General features: G+C 30.7%; 18 protein-coding genes. All 18 read right to left on the reverse strand.

The window, feature by feature from the left end; genetic code table 11:
- Positions 1 to 264 precede the first annotated feature (264 nt).
- The 18 genes from KPL50_RS07825 to KPL50_RS07910 all read right to left on the reverse strand — a co-directional run bounded on the left by KPL50_RS07825 (position 265) and on the right by KPL50_RS07910 (position 22845).
- Complete coding sequence (locus KPL50_RS07825; RefSeq protein WP_216297905.1) at positions 265 to 2109, reverse strand: transglutaminase family protein; 1845 nt, start codon at positions 2107 to 2109, stop codon at positions 265 to 267.
- Positions 2110 to 2306: 197 nt separating this feature from the next.
- Positions 2307 to 4805, reverse strand: a complete 2499-nt coding sequence (locus KPL50_RS07830; protein WP_216297906.1) for an ABC transporter permease — start codon at positions 4803 to 4805, stop codon at positions 2307 to 2309.
- Between the two features lie 30 nt (positions 4806 to 4835).
- The gene (locus KPL50_RS07835; RefSeq protein ID WP_216297907.1) at positions 4836 to 5519 is read right to left on the reverse strand and encodes an ABC transporter ATP-binding protein; all 684 of its coding nucleotides are present in this window, start codon (positions 5517 to 5519) and stop codon (positions 4836 to 4838) included.
- Between the two features lie 20 nt (positions 5520 to 5539).
- A complete protein-coding gene (locus KPL50_RS27705) occupies positions 5540 to 6865 on the reverse strand; it encodes an HlyD family efflux transporter periplasmic adaptor subunit (protein WP_216297908.1) in 1326 nt (441 codons plus the stop codon).
- Positions 6866 to 7413: 548 nt separating this feature from the next.
- On the reverse strand, positions 7414 to 7977 hold the full coding sequence (locus KPL50_RS07845) for a transposase (protein WP_216297909.1): 564 nt from the start codon (positions 7975 to 7977) through the stop codon (positions 7414 to 7416).
- A 154-nt stretch (positions 7978 to 8131) separates the two neighbouring features.
- Positions 8132 to 9610, reverse strand: a complete 1479-nt coding sequence (locus tag KPL50_RS07850) for an S-layer homology domain-containing protein (protein WP_216297910.1) — start codon at positions 9608 to 9610, stop codon at positions 8132 to 8134.
- Between the two features lie 71 nt (positions 9611 to 9681).
- Positions 9682 to 10860 (reverse strand): ABC transporter permease, encoded by a 1179-nt coding sequence (locus KPL50_RS07855; RefSeq protein ID WP_216297911.1) that lies wholly within the window; start codon positions 10858 to 10860, stop codon positions 9682 to 9684.
- Positions 10857 to 11537, reverse strand: coding sequence for an ABC transporter ATP-binding protein (locus tag KPL50_RS07860; protein WP_216297912.1), 681 nt, complete (start codon positions 11535 to 11537; stop codon positions 10857 to 10859). Before KPL50_RS07860 ends, KPL50_RS07855 begins: the two co-directional genes overlap by 4 nt.
- Positions 11537 to 13246, reverse strand: coding sequence for an HlyD family efflux transporter periplasmic adaptor subunit (locus KPL50_RS07865; protein WP_216297913.1), 1710 nt, complete (start codon positions 13244 to 13246; stop codon positions 11537 to 11539). The genes KPL50_RS07860 and KPL50_RS07865 overlap by 1 nt, the downstream gene beginning before the upstream one ends.
- A 197-nt stretch (positions 13247 to 13443) precedes the next feature.
- Complete coding sequence (locus KPL50_RS07870; protein WP_216297914.1) at positions 13444 to 14061, reverse strand: SLAP domain-containing protein; 618 nt, start codon at positions 14059 to 14061, stop codon at positions 13444 to 13446.
- Between the two features lie 119 nt (positions 14062 to 14180).
- Positions 14181 to 14600: a hypothetical protein gene (locus KPL50_RS07875; protein WP_216297915.1), complete on the reverse strand. Its 420-nt coding sequence runs from the start codon at positions 14598 to 14600 to the stop codon at positions 14181 to 14183.
- A gap of 157 nt (positions 14601 to 14757) precedes the next feature.
- The gene (locus KPL50_RS07880) at positions 14758 to 16242 is read right to left on the reverse strand and encodes an undecaprenyl-phosphate glucose phosphotransferase (RefSeq protein WP_216297916.1); all 1485 of its coding nucleotides are present in this window, start codon (positions 16240 to 16242) and stop codon (positions 14758 to 14760) included.
- Between the two features lie 111 nt (positions 16243 to 16353).
- Positions 16354 to 17259 carry a glycosyltransferase family 2 protein gene (locus KPL50_RS07885; protein ID WP_253200515.1) on the reverse strand — a complete coding sequence of 302 codons (906 nt, stop codon included), beginning with the start codon at positions 17257 to 17259 and terminating at the stop codon, positions 16354 to 16356.
- A 62-nt stretch (positions 17260 to 17321) separates the two neighbouring features.
- On the reverse strand, positions 17322 to 18770 hold the full coding sequence (locus tag KPL50_RS07890; protein ID WP_216297917.1) for a DUF6056 family protein: 1449 nt from the start codon (positions 18768 to 18770) through the stop codon (positions 17322 to 17324).
- A gap of 221 nt (positions 18771 to 18991) precedes the next feature.
- The gene (locus KPL50_RS07895; RefSeq protein ID WP_216297918.1) at positions 18992 to 19981 is read right to left on the reverse strand and encodes a glycosyltransferase family 2 protein; all 990 of its coding nucleotides are present in this window, start codon (positions 19979 to 19981) and stop codon (positions 18992 to 18994) included.
- Positions 19982 to 20154: 173 nt separating this feature from the next.
- On the reverse strand, positions 20155 to 21279 hold the full coding sequence (wecB, locus tag KPL50_RS07900) for a non-hydrolyzing UDP-N-acetylglucosamine 2-epimerase (protein ID WP_216297919.1): 1125 nt from the start codon (positions 21277 to 21279) through the stop codon (positions 20155 to 20157).
- A 156-nt stretch (positions 21280 to 21435) separates the two neighbouring features.
- Positions 21436 to 21822, reverse strand: a complete 387-nt coding sequence (locus tag KPL50_RS07905; RefSeq protein WP_216297920.1) for a GtrA family protein — start codon at positions 21820 to 21822, stop codon at positions 21436 to 21438.
- A gap of 72 nt (positions 21823 to 21894) precedes the next feature.
- Complete coding sequence (locus KPL50_RS07910) at positions 21895 to 22845, reverse strand: glycosyltransferase family 2 protein (protein ID WP_216297921.1); 951 nt, start codon at positions 22843 to 22845, stop codon at positions 21895 to 21897.
- Positions 22846 to 22847: the final 2 nt, after the last annotated feature.

Genomic DNA, 22847 nt, shown 5'->3' on the forward strand with positions numbered 1-22847 from the left:
ATTATGTTTTTTAGCTTTAATATAAGGCACTTTTTCCCTTTAGAATTACATCATAACCGAACCAGTTAAATGCCTTAATAATTGTTGATGTTATTAAAACTATCGTTGGGAAATTGTTATTCTTAATACCTAGGGCTTTTAAAATACTCACTCACTGCTTTATGAAAAAAGAGAGATTACCATTTCGAGTAATCTCTCTTACTATCTACCTCCGTTTTATCTTTTTACTACATACTTCGGGTAAAAAATCAACGTATTATCTTACTAATTAACTTCAAAGGTAAAATAATATCCATTTTTAATGCCTTTGCCACTTGTACTTAGAACTTTTTCGCTAATATAAACAACGTATTGCTCACCAATTTCAAATTTTTTGATTGGTATTATAGTTATGACTTTATCATTACAAGTTACTCTAAAATCAACCAATTGCCCTCTAGAGTTTTTCATGGAGATATTATTAGTAGTAGCAGTTTTTTCATCAATTGCTTGGTTTAATTTAATATCCCATGTCTTTCCAGTATTTTCAGTTGCTAAAAATGGACTATCTAATAATGTTGGGAATTTACTACGTGCTTTATTATTTTCTACAGTCTTTAAGATAGAAACTAATTTAGTTTCCAATGAAGTTTTAATCGCACCACTTTCCAAATCACTTACAGCAGCTAAAGCTTTGTTATAATTCTCCCCAGATGGCAGTAGATATGCCGCAGCTGTAAGACTAGTAGCCTTACTTATCTTTTGATACTCTACAATAATAATATTTTGTACTGTATCAAGTCTAGCATTTAAATTAGTTTTAGCTAAACCATTTGGTAGTGCATTTACTAAAATTTTAGCTAAATCTATATACGCTTGTAAGTTACTGCTTTCTGCCTTAACCACTGTGGTTGTAGCTGTAAATATTGCATTATTAGCTATTGTAGCTCTATCAATTGTTTGTTGTACTACATTTAATCTAATATTTAAATCTGATTTATCAATACTATTTGGCAAAGCACTTACTAATATTATAGCTGAATCTATATCTGCTTGTAAGTTACTACCTTCTACCTTTACTACTGCGTTGATAGCATTGCTTATTGCTTTTCTATCTATTACATACAAGGTTGCATTAAAATTTGTGATCATAATAGGCGGGCTTGTCTTTGTACGATCATAATTTGATGAAAAAGTTGCTCCATCATTGTAATTAGCAGCTTTATAACCAGTAGCAATATGCTCTGCTGGATTAAGAGCTTTACCAAAAAGATTCACTAAAGCATCATCAGATACTGAGGCTCCTGTCGGTTCAGCTATGATCCATCCGTAATTAGGCAAGTAAACTTCTGCCCACATATGGCGTATATTTGTTAAATCAATAGTAGTGTTAATACCAGTATTCTGATTTCTATATCCACTTACTGTTCTAGAAGGTATACCACTGGCTCTACACAAAGCAACAAATAGCTTAGAATATTCTTCACAGACACCTTGCTTATAAGTCAATGCACTTAATGCACCTTTATTTGCATATTGTGAACTTATGTTATAATTCATACTTGAATTCACAAACCTAAATATTGCAAAAGCTTTATCATAAGGGTTAGTAATATTCTCAGTTAAAGATTTAGCTTTCGCTTGTATTCTTGCATCATTCACCTCTATACTAATTTCTTCTTTTAAATAATTTGTATAATTAAATAACTTAGTATAGTCAGACGTAATTGTAGACTTGTCTATATTATAGTCAATAGTCCCTGTAGTGAAAGTTCTTTCAATTATTATGTTATGAGAACTATTTGGAGCAGTTCTACTTATAACACCAGTTAAAATGTAAGCACCATTGGCATCTTTAGTTATTATACCTTCCGATGACTTGAAAGCACTCACATTTAGCATATAAGGTGAGTCCAAATCACTTCCTAGCATTATAATAGCTTTTGTATTCAGAAAATCACCGCTATCACCATTTTTAATATTAGTGATTTCAAAGGTAGTAACTAGCCTATACGTTTCTAAGGAATCTAAAATCGGTACTGTTACACCAAACGTTGCGGATAGTCTCCCTAAGGCTAATATTAAGGTAATTGCTAGTATTAATAATGTTTTTGATATTTTTTTATTCATTTTTCTCATCCCCAATAATTCTTCATTATTAACTTATTTTTCTTCATTGGTGAGCTTATAATTCCATTTCATGTATATGATTCAAATTATTTCATTATATATATTATACATAAAAATGAGTGAATCAACAAGAACATTTTATGATTACATATTTACCCAAGAGTCTCATATTTACCCAGGGGTCTGACCCCTTATTATTATTCATATTTTATAGCTTCTATAATATTTAGTTTTGAAGATTTTGAAGCAGGTCCTATTGAAGCAATAATCATAACAAGTATACCTAATATAAATGCTACAGAAAAAGTTTTTACAGAATAATGCATTGGTATTAAGACATTTAAAGTAGCATCCATTAAATATTGAGAAATGGAAACCAATAGAATGCTTGAAAGAATTCCTACAACTCCTCCGATAGCTCCGCCTGTAAAGGATTCAATAAAAAGTATTTTTATGTTTTGTTTTTTGCTCATTCCTAAGGAACGAAACATAGCTATAGATCGTTTTCTGTCCATAAAACTAATCATAAAATTATTAATTATGCCAAAGCTTCCGATTACCATTGCCATAATTGCAAAGCCATTTAATAATGTCATATACAAAGCATTAGCTTCAACATTAGCAATAGTCATAGCCTCTATAGTCTCTGTGTAAACTCCACTTTTAGAATATTTTTTATCTATGGCTTTTTTTACACTACTCGCTGCTATATTTGTTTTAACACAAAACTGAGAATAATTTTGTACATTCATATCCTGTTTAAAATATTTTTCTGGTATAAATGCCATATTTCCATTATTCATCTGATAATCAACAACTCCCACTACTCTATACTCTCTTTTCACTTTGTTTAGTTCTAAAGTAAGCTTATTTCCTTTTGCTAAATTTAGCCTATCCCCTAAGGATTTTGTTATAATCATATTTCTACCCATAGAAAGCTCAGTAAGTATTGCTTTTTTGTCCCCTATGAATTTCATATCATAATAATCTAAAAATTTGCTATTGTTAACCCCATCAACTTCACCAATAGTTTCTTTACTATTATTAACTTTTACTTGAGAAGTTTGAAAAATTCCATAAACCCCTTCTACTCCTTTTAGATTTTTAATCTTATTTTGAAATTCACCATTTAAGTCTCCACCTCTAACAAGTATTTGAAAGTTCATTTGTTTATAAACCCTAGGAACTTCCATTGCCATACTACTACTAATTGTACTTATCATTAGTAAAGCAGACATTCCTATAGCCAAAAGGGCAATATTATTAAGGACATTCTTATTACCTTTTAAATTTTTAGCTGCAATAACTCCTTCATTTCCAAAAATATAGCTATATAGTTTTTCAAGAACCATTACAAAAACAACAGTTATATAGGGTACCAAATAAACTGTTGCTACAAATACAAGTAGCATAGCTAAACCATCAATTAAACCAGCTGATTTTTTTGGTGCAATTCTAGGTGCTATCGTAGCAAATAAAACAACTATTATACCAAAAATCAGTTTCCAGTGTTTATTCTTCGCATTTTTTGTAACATTATTTAATACAATATCTTTTACAGATATTTTAGATACCCTTATAATTGGCAGTATAGAACTTATAAGGGATAATGTAACTGCCAAAATAAAGGCACCTATCATTTGATCAGTTGTATATTTAATAGTAGTCTTTATTCCCCCGAACATTTGAGCAAATATAGTTGCCATTAAATACAATACTCCAAAGCCTACAATTATCCCTGTTATTCCGCCAATAATACCATATATTATACTCTCACCTAGAAGTACTAAATTCATCATTTTTTTTGTAGCACCGATACTTCTAAAGGTACCAACTGTAGGTATTCTTTCTGCAGTTATTACCTTAAAGGCAGAGTAAATTATGAACATGCTAATAGCCAAAACAACCATTCCCATCATTTTTAAAGGAACTACTATCCCATTAGAAGCATCCTTTAAATCTTTATCTGATATTGGTTCTCTTACATCATAATCTTTATAAATCTTTGATAACTTATCAATAGTATTTTGCTTTTGGAGAGGATTTTTAGTTTTAATATACAAAATTGAAACCTTACCTCTTCCCTCCCCCATATTATACAAAACGTCCTTTGGAACTATCCCCATAGTGTTCTGCTTTTCTGACAAAAAAAGCCCTGCAATTTCTGCTATGCCTACAACCTTAAATTTGGACCACCCATCTTTTATATCTATATTTATAAAATCCCCCGATTTAAGTTTATATTTCTCTGAGGTGTTTTTACTAATAATAATTTTTTTACCAGCAAAACTTTCTTGTTTTACCTCATTTTCAAATACTAAGGAACTTAATGTTTCCAATTCTTTTAAGTCATATCCATTTAAGTTTATGTTTATGTTTACATCCTTATCATTTGGGTCTTTAAAAGACCCTGTAAGCTGAATTGATCCTATAATATAATCCATATCTCCTTTAATAGAATCAGCCTTATTGACATACAAAAAGCTTGAGGGAGATTTTTCATTTGCTGATACTGTGATTTCTGCACTTCCTACATAACTTTTCACTAAATCTGAAACCATCTCTACTATAGTAGTTGACATAGCACTAGAAGCAAAATATAAAGCGGCTGACATCATGATGGAAAATATTATGAGAAAGGTCCTAAACTTCTTTTCTTTTATGTTGTTTAAAAGAAATTTAACAATAATTTTCATTTTACCGCCCTCCAGTTATAGTTTAAACTGTCATATTATATTTTGCAATATCTTACCATCTTTAACATATATTATTCTTTTGCTATATTCTGCTGCTTCTTTTGAATGAGTTACCTGCACAATAGTCTTATTATTTTGTATATTTATCTTTTGTAAAAGTTCCATTACATCTGTTCCCGATTTACTATCCAAGTTTCCTATAGGTTCATCAGCAAAGATAACATCCGGTTCATTAATTAATGCTCTCGCTATTGCAACCCTCTGCTGTTGTCCTCCAGAAAGTTCCCTTGGAGTGTGTTTTCTTCTGTTAGAAAGGTCAACAATATCTAATATTTCATCTAATCTATTTTTATAGTCCTTCATTCTTTTTCCATCCAATAATATTGGTAGCATAATATTTTCTTCTACATTTAGATTAGGAATGAGATTGTAAAACTGAAATACAAAGCCCACGTCTCTTCTTCGCATTATACTCTGTTCTTTATCTTTCATAGTTGATAGTTCCCTTCCATTTATTTTTATACTCCCGGAACTAGGTTTATCAAGGCCACCAAGGAGATATAATAGTGTACTCTTACCTGAGCCAGAAGGTCCCATAATGGAAACAAAATCACCTTTATGTATATTTAAATCTATATTATTAAGTACTTCTACTTCTATATCCCCTAAATTAAAGCTCTTACACAATCCTGTAGCTTCAATAACCACGCCCATTATTTCATAAGCCCCCTTTATTATTTATTGATTTTTATCTCTATATTTGCATTCATCCCACTTTTCACCTGCGCTACATTATCAATTGCAAAAGTTACAGGATAAGTAGTTGTACCATTTACCGTAGTTCCTTCAACTGAAATCTTAGTAACCACAAGTTCTAAAGGCTTAGTGGATGTTATAGGAAGTGCATCAATCACAACACTTGCCTTTTGTCCTAATTTAATTTTTGTAATATCAATATCATCTATAGATACCACAAGTTCCATATGCGCTAAGTCAGATAAGTAAGAAATCGGCTCTCCGCTTTTGGGTGTTTCTCCAACCTTTATATCCTGTTTTGTTATTGTTCCATCCATAAGTGAATATATTTTATAGTCTTCAAGTTGTTTTTTTGCATAATCAAGCTGTACTTGAAGATCCTTTATTTTTAATTCTGATGCATCCCTTACAGCTACAATAGCTTCATTTCTAAGAGTCATAAGTATAGTGCCCGCATTTATAAATTGATCTTCCTTCAAATCTATACTACTAACTTTACCATCAGAATCACATTGTAAAACCTGACTGCTAGCATAGGATAACAACCCATTTTCTGGACTTGAGATAGGTCCACTAGCTCCATTAATCTCTGCAGTAGCTTTCTGTCCATCTTTTATTGCTCCAGGGTTGTCTATTAAAATTTCTACATTAAATAATTTACCACTCTGGTCTGTAGAATGTGAGTTAGGGTTTATATATGATACTATTCCTGTTACAGCCTGGCTTGTAGCGTTTAAATACACCGTTGCTTTGAGTCCAATTGTAATATTTTTAGTTTGCTCACTATTAAAAGGCACCGTTAATTTTAATTTAGCTCTGTCAGCTATAGTGACTACAGGAGTGCCCTTTAAAATTATATCTCCTTTTTTTACAAGTATATTTGATATCTGCCCACTAATTGGAGCTTTTAGTGTTAATTTCCCTATTTGAACTAAATTATTATTTTGCTCTAATTTAGCTTGTTCTACAGCATTCACAAGTTTATTTACATTTGCCTGCGCTCCTGCACTATCGATTTCAAACATTAAATCCTTTGTTTTTACTTTATCTCCTTCTTTAAAATAAACCTTTTTAACTTTACCGTTTACTGCTGGAGTTACCTCAAATTTGTTAGACGATTTTATAGTTCCTGAGCCAGTAACTACTTCACTAGGTACAGCTTTTTGTGTTATTGCGCCCTTTTTACTTGCTGCTTTAATTTTCCTATCATGGATAACTTTTATTCCACCTAAACTAACTATTAAAATTACAACAATACTACCAATGACTATTTTTCTATTAATTTTTAAACCACTTAGTTTCACAGTTTTTCCCCCTTAAATATATTTAGTGAATTTGTAAATCATTATATCTCAATCCTAGAGCGATGGTTTCATTCCCCTTAAAATTACAAACAAAATATTTCTCTTATGTATTTTATAACCCATAAAGGTTAAATTTAACATATAATTAATTGGTAATCCAGTTAAACTTTAATATAATTTCCTTTAGATGTCAATACATTAGTTGTGAGATTTTTTTATCTGCAGAACAGAATCGTTGTACCTTGCTTTCCTACTGTGTCCATATCCCAGTGCCCTATCTTATTCTGTGCAGCTACCGCTGCTGGTCTTTCAGATATGATTGTTCATTTGGTATTATTATATGCCTGTCTTAATTTCTTATAGTTTCGTTTTTTGCCGGCCCTTTTGTTGTGACCTGCCGGTCATGTTCTGACTGCCCAATTTCAGCGCTATATTACATTCGAGTGGATATTTCTTTATCTTTGTCAATATAAACAAAAAAAGATTACCCTTTCGAGTAATCTCTCTTCTTTTCTACTTCAGTTTAATCTTTTTTTCACAACCTAAATTTACCCAAGGGTCTGACCCCTTATAGCACTTTCCACAAACTCTTTATATAATTCTTTTTCTTCTCCTTTTTTGAAATATGAAAGTACTCTTTTTGATGTTATTAGCTTTTCATCTTTTTCTCCTGTGTACGTAGTATAGCTACTCCAGCGGTAATCTTCAGGTTTTTTAACCATTTTGGCCCTTACTGGATTGAGATGCACATATCTACTAACTTCTAACATATAACAATCATCTTCAATTAACTCTGACTTATATCTACCTTGGAATAAATGTCCTATGTAATTATACTTCTTATTAAAATTTCCTGCATATCTGCTATGTACCCTTTTTATAAAATCAGATATATCACAATCGGTTGTTTCAACTACAAGATGTATATGATTTGTCATTAAAACATAAGCAATTATGTAATGTTTATTTTTATAATATTCCATAGCCTCTTTTATGTAATTTAAATATAATTTATAATCTGTTTCATCCTTAAAAATATTACTTCTACGATTTCCTCTTGCTGTGACATGTAATATAGCGCCAATGTACCAGTTATGTTTTTTCCTAGGCATATGTATCTCCTTTTATTCACTAATTAATCGACCTTTTATCTTACCATTTATAATTATTAACTGTTTATTTTTATTTTAAACTAAAATAAAAAGAGAACCGTCACCGACGATTCTCTTGATTCTATATTTACATATTTGCCCAGGGGTCTGACCCCTAGTAGATATCCACTATCTTACCATCAATCCCCAAAAGTAAAGTTTTAAAATCATTAACATTAACATTAGTTAAAAAGCTTCCAATATCGCCACCATAATTATTAAGTCTAGCTTTATTGAAATGTTTACTAAATGTATAGTTTGTATCATTAATTATTAATCCTGTTGGATTAAGCATATCTGGTGTGAATTTTGTGATGGTTCCAATAACAACCTTATCATTTACATAAATAAAGGTGTTCTTATTCCATATATCTGATACAAAATAAACTACATCATAAATATTTAAATTAGCTTCCTGTATATTCACACCTCTATAAATGTAAGAATACTTTGTATTTTTAAGCTGATCTAGAAGTTTAGCATTATCAGCTTTATAGACTTGCGGTACACCAAAATTAGCATCTACAATAACTGCATAGTCATAGCCTGAATTATCGCTCTTCTTTGTTAGTATAATTGAAGAATAAGCTCTCACGGCTTTGGCTGCAACTTCATAATCAACATATACTCCATGATAATAATATAGTGAAGCTTTTGGTAGCGTCATAGTTTTAGCCAAATTATTGTCATCTGTGTAAGCTATTACTGGAGCTGTTACACTTGTTACAGCATACTTCTCTGTAGAATTTTCCTTTACACTTACTTTAGTAATAGTGGTTCCATCAATATAAAGTTTATATTTTACTCCAAGTTCAATGTCCCCAGCATTACTATTCACTGTATATTTTGTTAAACTTGTGAGCCCTTGACCTGCAAGATAAACTTGATTATCTAAAAGATCGTCCGAAGTTTTTGAGTTCCCAACCACTGTAACTTCTTTTAATGAACCTGTAATTTCAGTATTTAAATATTCATCACTGAAATATTTATCAGAAAAATACGCAGTTTGAGAGCCCTTAATCAAGGTACTAAAAAGCCTATCAAACAAAACTGCTGCTACTTTATAGGTTAACTTATCATTTTTTTTCGCAGCTATATCAGTAGTTAATCCTAATTTATAAGCCTGTTGAATATAATTATTGGGCCATGTCAATTTTGTGAGTTCTGCATCTGTATCTGTATATCCAAGGAGCCTCACCATAACGGTATCTATCTCTGCCATTGTGACGTACTGTTCAGGATGAAAGTAGCCGTCTGGTGTTCCAAACATTAAACCTACGCCCACCACCCCATTAACATATCCACTAAGATCACTATTAGCAGTTATATCAGGGAAAATTGTTGTACCATTTAAGTTTGAAGAGGTGGAAGATAATCCGTCTGCTATGGCTATGGCTTTTACTAATTGGCCTCTAGTTACAATTCCGTTCTCACCATTAGTAGGCTTATCTATAACCTTCAATTGTTGCATTTTTTCAATTGAACCTGAGTAACTTATAGGTCTTGCACTTGCAAAAACTATAGATGAACTTACAGTAGAAAATAGCAATACAATTGCTAACATTAAACTTAGACCTGCTTTTTTAAATTTCATTTTTACGCCATCCTTTTTATTAGAATATTTAATCTTTTTCCATACTTTCCCAGGGGTCTGACCCCATAGAATTATTCATATGCTAAAGCATCTATTGGATTTAAATTTGCTGCTTTGTTGGCTGGATACATTCCAAAAACTACTCCAATTAAAAGTGAAATACCAAATGAAGATGAAATCCAAGGGATTGAATATACTTCCGGCACGAATCCAAGGCCACCTATAACAAAATGTATGGTGCCTACACCAATAGCCACTCCAATAAGTCCCCCCAGACCAGTAACCACTAATGCTTCAATTAAAAATTGTGTAAGTATATTCCCTTTTTTTGCTCCAATTGCCTTTCTAATCCCTATTTCTCTTGTTCTTTCTGTTACTGAAACTAGCATTATGTTCATTATCCCTACACCACCTACTACCAGGGATATACCTGCTGTACCCGCAAGCACTGCGGTAATAAGCGCCATGACTTTATTAAATTCAGCCATTTGTTCTCCCATATTTAGAATATAAAATGCATCTTTGTTCTTATAAATGCTAGTCAAAAATGTAGTTAACAGTTTAAAGGATTTGTCTACAGCCTCAGAACTTGTTGCCTCAGCAGTAAAAGTTTCAATTATTGCTACTTTATTAAGTTTTAATGCAACTCCTATAGGTATAATAACCCTATCATCTTTAGATTTATCCGCACCCTTATCCTTTTCTGTAAGCACACCAACAACCTTAAACTGCTGTCCGGTAATTTTCATAGTCTTACCTATTGCGCTTTGTCCTTTAAAGATTTCATTAGCAACAGCAGTTCCTATAACTGCTATTTTTTGATTATAATTTATATCCAATTGATTCAAAAATCTACCCTCTTGTACTGTAATACTGTTAATATCTTTATACTCAGGACTTGTACCTAAAACTGTAGTATCGCGGCTCAAGTTTCCTACTTTCACTTTAGCAACACTTGTAAGCTCAGGAGTAATCTTAGAAATTATAGTGCTATTTTCACGTTGAAACTTAGTTAGATCTTCATAAGAAACATTTCTATTACTGCCTCTTCCCTGTATGTATATCGTTAGCGAATTTTTAGCGATTGCACCAATTTGCTCTTTCATCTTAGCAGCGCCTCCTTGTCCAATGCCAACAGCAATAATTACTGACGATACACCAATAATAACTCCTAGCATAGTAAGAAAGGTTCTTACCTTATTTGAGACTATACTCTTTATAGCCATTCTATAAGCTTGAATAAATTTCATCGTATCACCTCATTGTCCTGCGTGATTTCTCCATCTGAAATTCTTATAATACGTTTTGCCTTTAATGCAAGATCATTATCATGAGTTATTAGAATTATTGTATTTCCATTAGAATTAAGTTCTTTCAGTATATTCATTACTTCTATTCCAGTTTTGCTGTCAAGTGCTCCAGTTGGCTCATCAGCAAGTAATACTGGTGGTCTTGTAACCAAAGCTCTAGCAATAGCTACTCTTTGCTGCTGACCTCCTGAAAGTTCACTAGGTCTATGGTGCATTCTTTCTTTAAGGCTAACCGTGGCTAGTGCTTCCATTGCTCTTTTTTTAGCTTCCCTATTGCGTACCCCTTGGTAAATAAGTGGAAGCTCGACATTTTCAAGGGCCGAAAGTTTTTGAAGTAAATTAAATTTTTGAAATATAAATCCGATTTTAAAATTTCTTATCTCAGCTAGCTTATCACCCTTTAACTTACTCACTTCTTCCCCGTCTAATTTGTAACTACCTGAGGTTGGCACATCTAAGCATCCAAGCATATTCATAAGAGTGGATTTACCTGAGCCCGAAGGCCCAACAATGGCAACAAACTCCTGTAATCTTATATGCAGATTTATTCTATTTAATGCGGTTACTTTATTTTCTCCCATTGTGTAAATCTTGCACATATCAGATATTTGAATCATTAAATTCCACCTCCAGATTGTCCGCCGCCCATACCAGGAGCTCCAGGCTGCATCTCTGGTAAAACAATCACATCTCCTTCTTTTAAACCACTAGTAATTTCAATATCGGTTTCATTATATAATCCAACTTGTACTTCTATTTGTACGCAGCCATCATAATAACTTTGCATATTATTAGTAGCAGTTTGTCCACCTTTTACTCCAACTGATGGTATTGCACCTGATTTAGACCCAGATCCAGCTCCTTTAATGTATACATAGCTTTTTTCATTAGTTGTAGTTATTGCTTCTATAGGTAAAGTCAAAATATTTGTTTTATTTGATACTTCTATTTCACCATTTGCATTCATTCCGCCCTTAAGCTTATCTAAGTTATCATTAATTTTAACAGTTACTATAAAAGTGGTTACTCCCTTTTCTGCCACACCAGTTACTGCAATTTTTGCTACCTCTCCAGTAACCGGTGTTTTTAAAGTAGCTGGTAATGCGTCTACAGTAATATTTGTCTTCTGTCCAACCTTAAGTTTAGCTATATCTAGTTCATCCACAGGTATATCAAACTGCATTTGCGCTGGATCTGAAAGATCAGCAATCTCATCTCCTGGTTTAACAGTATCGCCAACTTTATTAGTCATTTTTGTAATTACTCCATTAATAGGGGCGATTATTTTATAATCATTAAGTTGTTTTCCCTTTAAAGTCATCTGCGTCTGAGCATTTTCTAATTGTAAATCTGAGTTTTGTTTAGCTCTAGCAATCTCATCATTGCTCATTGTTATGAGCACTTGTCCTGAACTAACCTTTTGGTTTTGCTTAACTGATATATTTTGGACTGTTCCACCAGTTAAGTTGGTAACGAGTTGCTTTTTTATGTAATTAAGTTCTGCTATTCCAGTGCTTGATATCGAACCCTTTGGAGCTAAAATATCCGCATTTGCAGTCATTCCTTCCATAACAGCCCCTGGATTATTAATTTGAATCTCCACGGTGTATAACTTTCCACCTGCGATAGTTGAAGTTGTTTGGTTACTGATATAAGTAACTTTTCCATTTACTGACTGCATTAACGAAGTTAAATTCACCTTAGCTGATTGTCCTATTTCTATTTTACCTAAAGCTGAAGCATTATAGGTTAACAATACTTTAAGCTTTGTGGTATCAGCTATGGTAAAGACTGTTCCTCCCTTTGAAACTGTATCTCCTTGCTTTACTAAAATATCACTAACAATACCTGTAAAAGGAGCTTTAATTGATAGATCATTTATTGCATCATCACTTGCGTTTGCAGATATTTGATTTTGTTTAAAAGTATTAATGTCCGCATTAGCTGAAGTCTGTGCATCAGTATCATCTAATTCATATATTACATCCCCGGCTTTTACCCTATCTCCCTCTTTATAATTAACCTTAGTGACTGTGGCGCCTATTTTAGAGAAAATTTTACTGCTGTTTGTAAAGTATATAGGGCCTGAACCCGGTACTAACACTTTTAGATTTCCTTTTTTTACAGTAGTTTTGTTTTGCTCTATTACAGTTTTTGAAGCAAAAAATTTATTTTGTATAAAACTACTTTTAAATACTCCAACCAAAGCAGCCACAATAACTACAGTGGTAATCACCTTTTTAACAGTTATTTTTTTCAATTGTTCTTTAACCTTAAAACCATTAAACTTAAACCCTTTAACCTTTGCCCTTAAATCTAATTTCAATTAATTTCACCTTCCATTCATATAATTATAATTATATATTTATAAGCTTATTCATAATAACAATTCATATATCTCAGTAATATATTCATCAATTAACACAATTTGCTTAATCATCCTAATTATACAATGAAAAAATGTATGAAAGCAAACAATATTTGTCTGTTTTCATACATTTTATAAGATTATTTACTTGTTATCTATTCCATTTCAAAGGTAACAGTCCAAGTTGTTAAATCTGCCGCTTGTTCACTAAGAAGTGATTTTTCTATTTGCACTTCACATATTGCTATTTTAGAAGAACTTATAGTCTTATTTATGTCAATAAGACCAGCTATTAGAACTTTATCCTTTGAATCTTTTAACTTAAAAGGAAACTTATCTATATTCACTTCAATCGTACTTCCATTATACATTAATAGTATTACCTTTAAATCACCACTATTGGTTGTTTCAACACTAAAAGGAAACATCCTTGAGTAGTCATTATTTTTAACAATTTCTCTTTCTGAAAAATCTAACATTTTAACAAGCTCTATTTCAGTTAAATCTTCTGGAATCTGTTCGAATCCACCCTTTATCAATCTTTCAATGAGAATTTCTTTAGGATTTTTTACTGAAGCTTCCTTTAATTTTTCATCTATGTTATTCTCTTCACCTATATTTAGTATTTTACCATCTGGACAAATCTTATAAATAAAACTATTAGATGAATTTTTCGCTGATAAATCCTCGGTAGTAATAGTAACTAATCCTGTTAATTTATCTTTTATAACAATAGTGTCAGTTCCAATCGTTTGTTTATGAATATTACTCATATTGTACTTTCCTTTCCTCAACAATAGTATTTTTTAGTTTTAAAATAGCTTTTCTATACTATGATATTATAGCATAAACTTCCTATTAAAAAACATAAAAGGCTACTACATTTCTATCTTTATTTAGCCGAAATAGTTAAATTTACATCTTCTTTTAATTGTTGAATCATTATAGTTGTATCATGAGTACCTTTTTTTGCTGAAATGGAATGGTCTTTTACGCTCTGATAAATCTTCCATCCATCATCTTTTAAAAGCTTTTCATAATTTATGAATACCTTATCACTTGTAGTGCTTTTGACAGTATATACACCTACACTTGACTTATTGTTTTCATTTGCTGCAATAAAGGTTTTGGCTTTTATAGTGCTATCATATGCAGGAAGATATTCTATCTCCTTAGAATAGGGTATATTTGACTTTTGGGTTTCAGTACTGCTTACCTTATTGTTACTTGAATTGTCATTTTTCTTTGCACGACATGCAGATAACGGAAGCACCAAAAGAATAATTAATACAACTGATATCATTTTTTTCATAAAATCACCCTCCTCTGTAATATTTTTATGTCACCTATAATTTTAACTCATTTTGATGGGATGTCAAGCATCACATAGATTTCTACATGTACTTTAAAGCTATTAACTTAGCATTAAGCGAAAAATGAAATTGCTGTCACCATCTGTCTATACGTTCTTAATAAGCGTTTTTATTCATAAATCCCTTAAATACAGTAAGCCAAAGAATTTTTATATCTATACTAAAACTCCAGTTTTCAATATAATATATGTCATATTCTATCCGCTTATCTATGGAGGTGTCCCCTCTCCAGCCATGAACCTGAGCCCAACCTGTCATCCCCGGCCTAACATGATGCTTAATCATATATTTTGGTATTTCTTCCTTAAATTTTTCTACAAAAAAAGGACGCTCAGGTCGTGGACCAATAAGGCTCATATCCCCCTTTAGAACATTAAACAACTGTGGAAGTTCATCAATACTTGTCTTTCTTATAAATCCGCCAAATTTTGTTTTCCTAGAGTCTTCCTTTGTAGTCCACTGGTTAATTTCATCTTCATTTGACTGTATTTTCATAGAACGAAACTTATACATATTAAAGGGTTTTCTATTTTGTCCTATTCTTTCTTGTTTGAATATAAGAGGACCTGGTGAAGTCAGTTTCATTATCAATGAAGTAACAATCATTACAGGAGAAAACAAAATAATACTAATAGTTGAAAGTAGAATATCAAAAGCCCTCTTAATAAAATTATTTAAAAAATTATCAAGTGGTACATATCTTAAATTTATCATTGGAAGCCCGTCCATATCCTCAAGATAAGGTTTGGAAGGGATATATTTATAATACCCTGGAATAATCTGAACTCTGATTCCCATCTTTTCACAAACGCCAATTACATTACCTATTTTCTCGTATTCATTTAAATTAAGAGTTATAAATATCTCATCCACATTAAATTCATTTAAAACTGTCTGTAGGCTATCTATTTCTCCCAAAATTTTTGTATCTTGAAAATACTCCACTGTAGCTGCTGCTTGTTCATAAGTTTCTTGATCAAAATTATTTAACTCAGCCTTTAAATTATTATTAATCTTTAAATCTCCGGGTACTACATTGTCATCAAGAATACCTACGATATTGTATCCCCACTGGGCGTTAAAAACTAGCTTACTCATAAGTTCATAGGTCATTTCACTAAGTCCTACTATAAGTATATGCTTAAGATTATAACCACTTTTTCTTAGCTTTCTAAGTAATAAGCGCATTACAAGTCTTTCAATAAAGGTAAATGCAATGCATAAAACACCGAAAATAACTATTAGATAACGAGAATAATCCACAACCTTAAATAAATAAAGTGCTAAAATAAATATTAAAATTCCTATAACGTTAGACTTGATAATACTACTAAATTCTTCAAAGGACTTTTTCACTCTTTGAGGTGTATATAAATTAAATAGACTGTAAATAAAAAGGTATAAGGGTATTATAAATATTAAAGGAAAAAGATATTGCTGAAAGGTTAAATGCCCATCATTTATATTAATAATTCCACTCTTAAATCTAATAATCCAAGATAAAACTAATGCCAATATAATAGAAATAGCGTCAATAAGTACAAGAGCTCTATTTAGATATTTTTGATTTTCCCTAATCATATTAAAAAATCCCCCTCAACAAAATACTACCTAAGATTCATTACTTTATTCAAAACTTAGATTTATTTAAACTAAAGTTTACTTATACTAATTAGTGAAGAACCAACTCCATCATAATTTAAAGAAATTAATAATAAAAGCTACTGTCATTTTTACTGCTATTGCACAAAACACAATGCCAGTAATTATAAAATTATATTTATTACGGTAATGCTTATTATAAAATATGAACATGGCTCTATGAAACTCATAAATAGTCTTATATCTTTTCCTTTTGCTGCTACCACCCTTATAGTGGATTGTTACAGCTTCAGGATAATAAATAACCTTGTAACCTGCTTCCTTTATTCTAAAACACCAGTCCAGATCTTCTCCATACATAAAGAAGGTCTCATCCAAAAGGCCTACCTTATTAATAACCTCTTTTCTCACCATCATAAATGCTCCTGTTAGTGCATCCACTTCATTTATTTCATCAATAGGGAGGTAGTTCAAAGTGTATTCCCCAAATTTCTTACTAGTTGGAAATAACTTATGAAGATTCAAGATATAGTATAAAGAAGCTTCTGGAGTTGGAAATCCTCGTTTACAGGCATGATCAAGTTTTCCATTTGCAAGTAGTAGCTTACAACCAAGGGCACCAACTTTAATATTGCTATCCATATACTCCAAACATTTTTGTACACAGCTATTAAGAACTTTTGTATCAGAATTTAGAAGTAAGATGTACCGTCCAGAAGCTTCTTTAATACCTATATTATTTGCTTTTGGAAAACCTAGGTTGTCTTTATTTTCTATTAAGTTAGCTTGAGGGTATTGTGCATTAACCATTTCAATACTACCATCAGCGGAAGCATTATCAACGACAATAATTTCATATTTAATTAAACCCACTGTATCTATTACAGATTGTATAGTGTCCGCTAATAATTTTTTTGTATTATAATTAACTATAATTATTGATAAATCTATCATTTCTAAAACCTTCATTCCTAAATTTGTTTTAATTTTATTCATTATAAATGGCACAATGCATGACATACTTTTGTGGTGTGAGGCCTACCTAGACCTACTTGCTATTATTTCAACTTCTCTTTCAAACGATTTTTAATAGAATCAACAGCATCCAAATCTTCTTCAACTCTATAGCCTTTAAATTTGCGATTTAATGTAATGGATTTTATATTATAATATGAACTTGTTACCTTGTTCACTGCATGCTGATTATCAATTTTAACATCGTAAATGTAAGTAGTGTGAAAAGGCATAATATCAAGTGGATCAACCAAAATATTAGTTATTCCTTTTGCTTTGTTTTCAAGAATTATTGTTTCTCTATGTTTTACTTCTTTTGAAAGTAAATAACCATTTCCAACTCCTATACCTACATCAACAAGAATAATATTTAATACTATGAAAGTAATAACAATAGCTATTTTACTTTCATTGAATTTTAATAAAGATGCTCTATATCCATCAAATAGAGAAATTAACGCAATTGATATAAATACAATAAAGAAAAAACATGTTCTTGCTGAAACTGAGGATGGAAAAGCTATCATAGGTAAAACAGAAGTCACTCCTATGAATAACCAAAAATAAAATTTTTTATTTAAAATTCTAAATTTAAAAATACTATCTTCTACTTTTTTGTCACTTAATTTTAAAACAGTAATAATTAATAAAACAAATACTATCCATATCCATAATTGCTGAACTGGTACAACAAAATAATAAATTAAGAAATATGCAAGTAAAGAGGCTATTTTATAAGGTAAGGAACTATGTTCAGCAAAATCGAATCTTACAAAATTTCCTGGAGCGAGTATTAACACCATGCCTCCTATTATCAAGCCTACTAACCCCCAATATAGGTATTTGGGAACTTCCACTTTATTCTTCTTTATATATATAAACCATAAAGATATAAATAAAAAAATAGCTGAAAATACTTGTTCTTGAGATGACCCACCCATAAATCCTAGGAGTAGCATTAATATACTAAAAATTATATTGCTGTTAACGTTTTTATTTCTATACCAAAGTGTATATGGCAATATAAAAGAAATCCCTAAAAACATAGGTATAAGATATACCCCCGCACCTGTTCTCCAAAAAACAACTTCACCTAATCCAGGCGTACCAAACCAAATAATAGCAAACCCTAATATAAATACTAATCTATCTTCGGAGAAAAGTTTAGGGAATTTCCCCAGTGCGCAAGTAACAACAAAAACTATAAGTAATATAAACACTATTCCAAGAAAAAGACCAGCTAAAATGAAGTAATCATTATTAATACTATTCAAACCCAAAAATAATGAATCTGTAATTCTACCACTCCAATTTAAATATATGGATTTAAAAAATTCAACAAATCCTCTTGCTTTTATGTCTCCAATATTTGAATAATCATCTGCCATTATGGGTTGAAGCATACCAATTGCACCTGTACCAATTAGTACTAATGATAATAAAACATTAAAATATATGTCAACATATTTTTTTATGTTTATTTTATTATTCATTGTTTTCTACCTCCTCTAATTACTTAAATGTCTATAGTTTATTTACCCACTCTTCTTCCTAATCCCTTATTCCCAAATGACCAAGTTAATACATTCCGGTCCATTGTACACTTTTTCATATTAACTTGTATTTTTTAAATATGTATTTTTGTTCTTATAAATGTTTTTTTAGTATTTTAAAGTAGCTCATTATTGGAATTGTTGGATTACGTTGTTTTCTATCATTTACCGATTTTTATCTTTGAAAAAATATATTTTAATGTATTACATATCAGAAATATTTCAATTAGAAGATAATTTTTTAAGTTTTTGTTTTTATACTTCACCCTATCAATTGTATTTAAATTACTAAAAGCATCCTTACTACCCTTTAAAAACTCCTTATAAAAACCTTTTTTATAAAAAAATAGAACTTTGATAATCCACCCTATAAATAAAAAAGGAGAATTTATTAACATTTGATAAATAGGCATATTTTTTAAAAATACATATATATTGTTCCTTGCTGCAAGCCTTACCTTAAAGCTATTGTATTTGCTCCCACTGGTCGCACTACCGATATGATATACTAAAGCCTCACTGCAATAAATATTCTTATAGCCTTGAATATTGGCTCTATAACTAATATCTACATCTTCCATATATGCAAAGAAATCTTCGTCAAAATAACCTATCTCCTCAAACAACTTTTTCCGATAAATTGCAGCCCCAGCACAGCTGCTAAAAATTCTTTCTGATTTATTATATTTATTTAGAACAGCTCCATCTCCACGTTTATAAGCCCAGCCTAAAATAGTATATTCATCGCCTGCATCATCAATTTTATCTCTTTCTGAAAATCGTACCATCTTACTACAGCAAGAAAATATTTTTTCATCTTGTTCGATACAGTTTACTAAATTTTCAAGCCAAACTTCCTCTACTTCTGTGTCATTATTTAATAAGACTACATATTCACAATTAGAAGCTTTAATCCCTTCGTTTACAGCTTTACTAAAACCGTAATTTTCTTTTAAGGATAAAAGTTTAATTTGAGGGTAATTTTCAGAAATAAATTCACAGCTTCCATCTTGTGAATCGTTGTCCACAATTATAATTTCAACGTTTTGAAAACACTGTATAGCTAACGAATCCAGACAGCCTTTAATATATTTCAAGCCGTTATAGTTTGGAATTATTATTGATACCTTAATTAATTGATTTATTTTCATATCTTTATTACATCTCTTTCATAAATTCATATTAAGATAACGGTCACTCTTCACATAAAAGTATAACCTCTCCTAAGTATTTTATTGCATTAAGACACCCTTTCCAGGAAATGAAACAACTGAGTTTTTTACTGACTAACCTAATATTGGGACGAAAAACCTATAATTCACTTTTAATTATAGAAGTATTTATATATTTGATTTAATATTCTCTCACAAGCTTTTCCATCGCCATATGGATTTGTAGCCTGAGCCATTTTATTATATAATGCTTTGTTTGTTAGCAGTTCTTTTGTTTCATTATATATTTTATCAGTATCTACCCCTACAAGCTTTATTGTACCCGCTTGAACTGCCTCTGGTCTTTCTGTTTCTGTTCTTAATACCAGAACTGGTTTGCCTAGTGTTGGTGCTTCCTCTTGTATTCCTCCTGAATCTGTCATTATTAATTTTACTTTTGACATAAGATTTGCGAATTCCACGTACTCAAGTGGTTCTATTAAATGAATTCTTCCCGTGTATTCATCAAAATAATTATGTGCTAACTCTCTTATACTAGGATTTTTATGCATTGGGAATATAACTTCAATTTTTTCATTATCTTTCATTAATTTTATAATTGCTTTAAATATATTTTTCATTGGCTCTCCCCAATTTTCTCTTCTGTGTGTTGTAAGTAAAATTACATCTTTATTTTTGTATTTTATATCATTTAACATTTGTTGTTCAAATACTAATTTATCATCTATTACACTTAAAATAGCGTCTATTACAGTATTTCCTGTAACAAATATACTATCTATATTTACTCCTTCTCTTAAGAGATTGTTCAAATTTACTTCTGTTGGTGCAAAATTAAGAGTAGCTATACTTCCTGTAAGTTTTCTGTTTATTTCTTCTGGGAATGGTGAATATATATCATAGGTTCTAAGTCCAGCTTCAACATGCCCTACTGGAATTTTTTTATAAAATGAAGCTAATGCAGAATTGAATGTTGTTGATGTATCTCCATGCACTAAAACAATATCTGGCTTACATTCTTCAAGTACATTAGTTACTCCACTTAATACTTTAATTGAAACATCTACTAATGTTTGTCCATGTTTCATTATATCTAAATCGTAATTGGGATTAATATTAAATATCTTTAAAACCTCGTCTAGCATTTCTCTATGTTGTGCTGTATCACAAACCACTGAATCAAATCTATCATCTTCTACAAGTGCCTTAACTAATGGACACATTTTTATCCCCTCAGGCCTTGTACCAAAAATTGACAATACTTTTATACGTTTCACACTAATTCACCCTCCGTACTTGCTTTTATTATCATAATTCTCTTATTTAATATACTTAAATCCTCTTACTTTTCCAAATAATCTATTTCTTATTTTATTCTTTTAAGAGTATATTATGTATTGTCCATTAATCTATGTATTTTAATAATTTAGAAATTAGGAATTGTTCTTGAAAACCCAAATTTTATTAAAAATAAAATTATATGGAACGGTAATACCCATAGTTAAAATAGGAGCAATAATTTTAGAAATTTCTAAAACATCAACCCAAATATACATACATAAAATATTGATTAAAAAGCTAGAAGCATACACAATGTAATATTTAATTACTGATTTAGATGTCTTTTCTTTACTTTCTTTAAATACCCATTTTCTATTAAGGAAATAACCACAAATTGAGCTGGTAATATAACCCAGTGCATTTGCTACAATATAGTTAATATTAATGTAAACTAATGTATAGTAAATAGCTAAAGATATTAAAGTATTACTTGCACCAACAAACCCAAATTTTATAAATTGCAATATTTCTTTATACATAATTACTTCCTTCTCTTAAGATAAACTATATTCATTTTATTTTTTAAAGTTAAATTACTTGTTATTGAATATCTAGTCAGATAACTCATTTTTTTCATTAATTATCCCCTGTTTTTCATCGATTATATATGGTGGTCTATTTCTAGTTGCATCGAATCCTCTCCATATATATTCGCCCAAGATACCAAGTGTTAGCATATTTGTTCCAAAAGCAATTAAAATTAGTATTGCAAGTGTTGCAAATCCTGGCACAGCTATTCCAAATATTAAACTTGATATCAATAAGTAAGTAGCATATATACTTGTACCTATAAAAATAATTGCACCTACACCCGAAATAAATTTAATAGGGAAATATGAAAATCCCATCATCGAATCTATTACTAGCTTTATCTTCTTAGATAATGTCCAACGTGACTTACCAATCTCCCTTGCTTTTCTTACATAATAAATTTTATCAGTCTTGAAACCAGCCCACAAAATTTGTAAGGTTATAGCAGAATTTTTTTCATCAAATAAACGTAAAACTTCAATTACTTTTCTATCTATTAAAAAACAATCGAAACCACCTTTCGGCATAGTTTTAACTGCAAATCTTCTAATTAGCCAATAATATATATTAGAAAACATTTTTTGAGAAAAGCCCTCTTCTCTATCAGATCGTACTGCTAAAACTACTTTATTCCCTTTTTTCCAACTTTCAAACATGTCAATAATTAATTCTGATGGTTCTTGCAAATCAGCTGCTTTAATTACTGCACAATCCCCACTACAATTTAAATAGCCTGCCAATATAGCTGAATGTGATCCAAAGTTTCTAGATAGTTTAATTAATTTAATATTGTTATCTATTTTTGATAATTTCTTCATTTCTCCCCATGAATTATCTCCTGATCCATCATCAATCATTATAATTTCATATTCATCAACCTTACACAGTACTTGCTCTTTTAAATCTTCATATAAAGGCTTCAAATTAAGTTCATTGTAGTATACCGGTATTATTATAGATAATTTAGCCATTT

Source organism: Clostridium sp. CF012, assembly GCF_018861755.1.
In the GTDB taxonomy this organism is placed as follows: domain Bacteria; phylum Bacillota; class Clostridia; order Clostridiales; family Clostridiaceae; genus Clostridium_AD.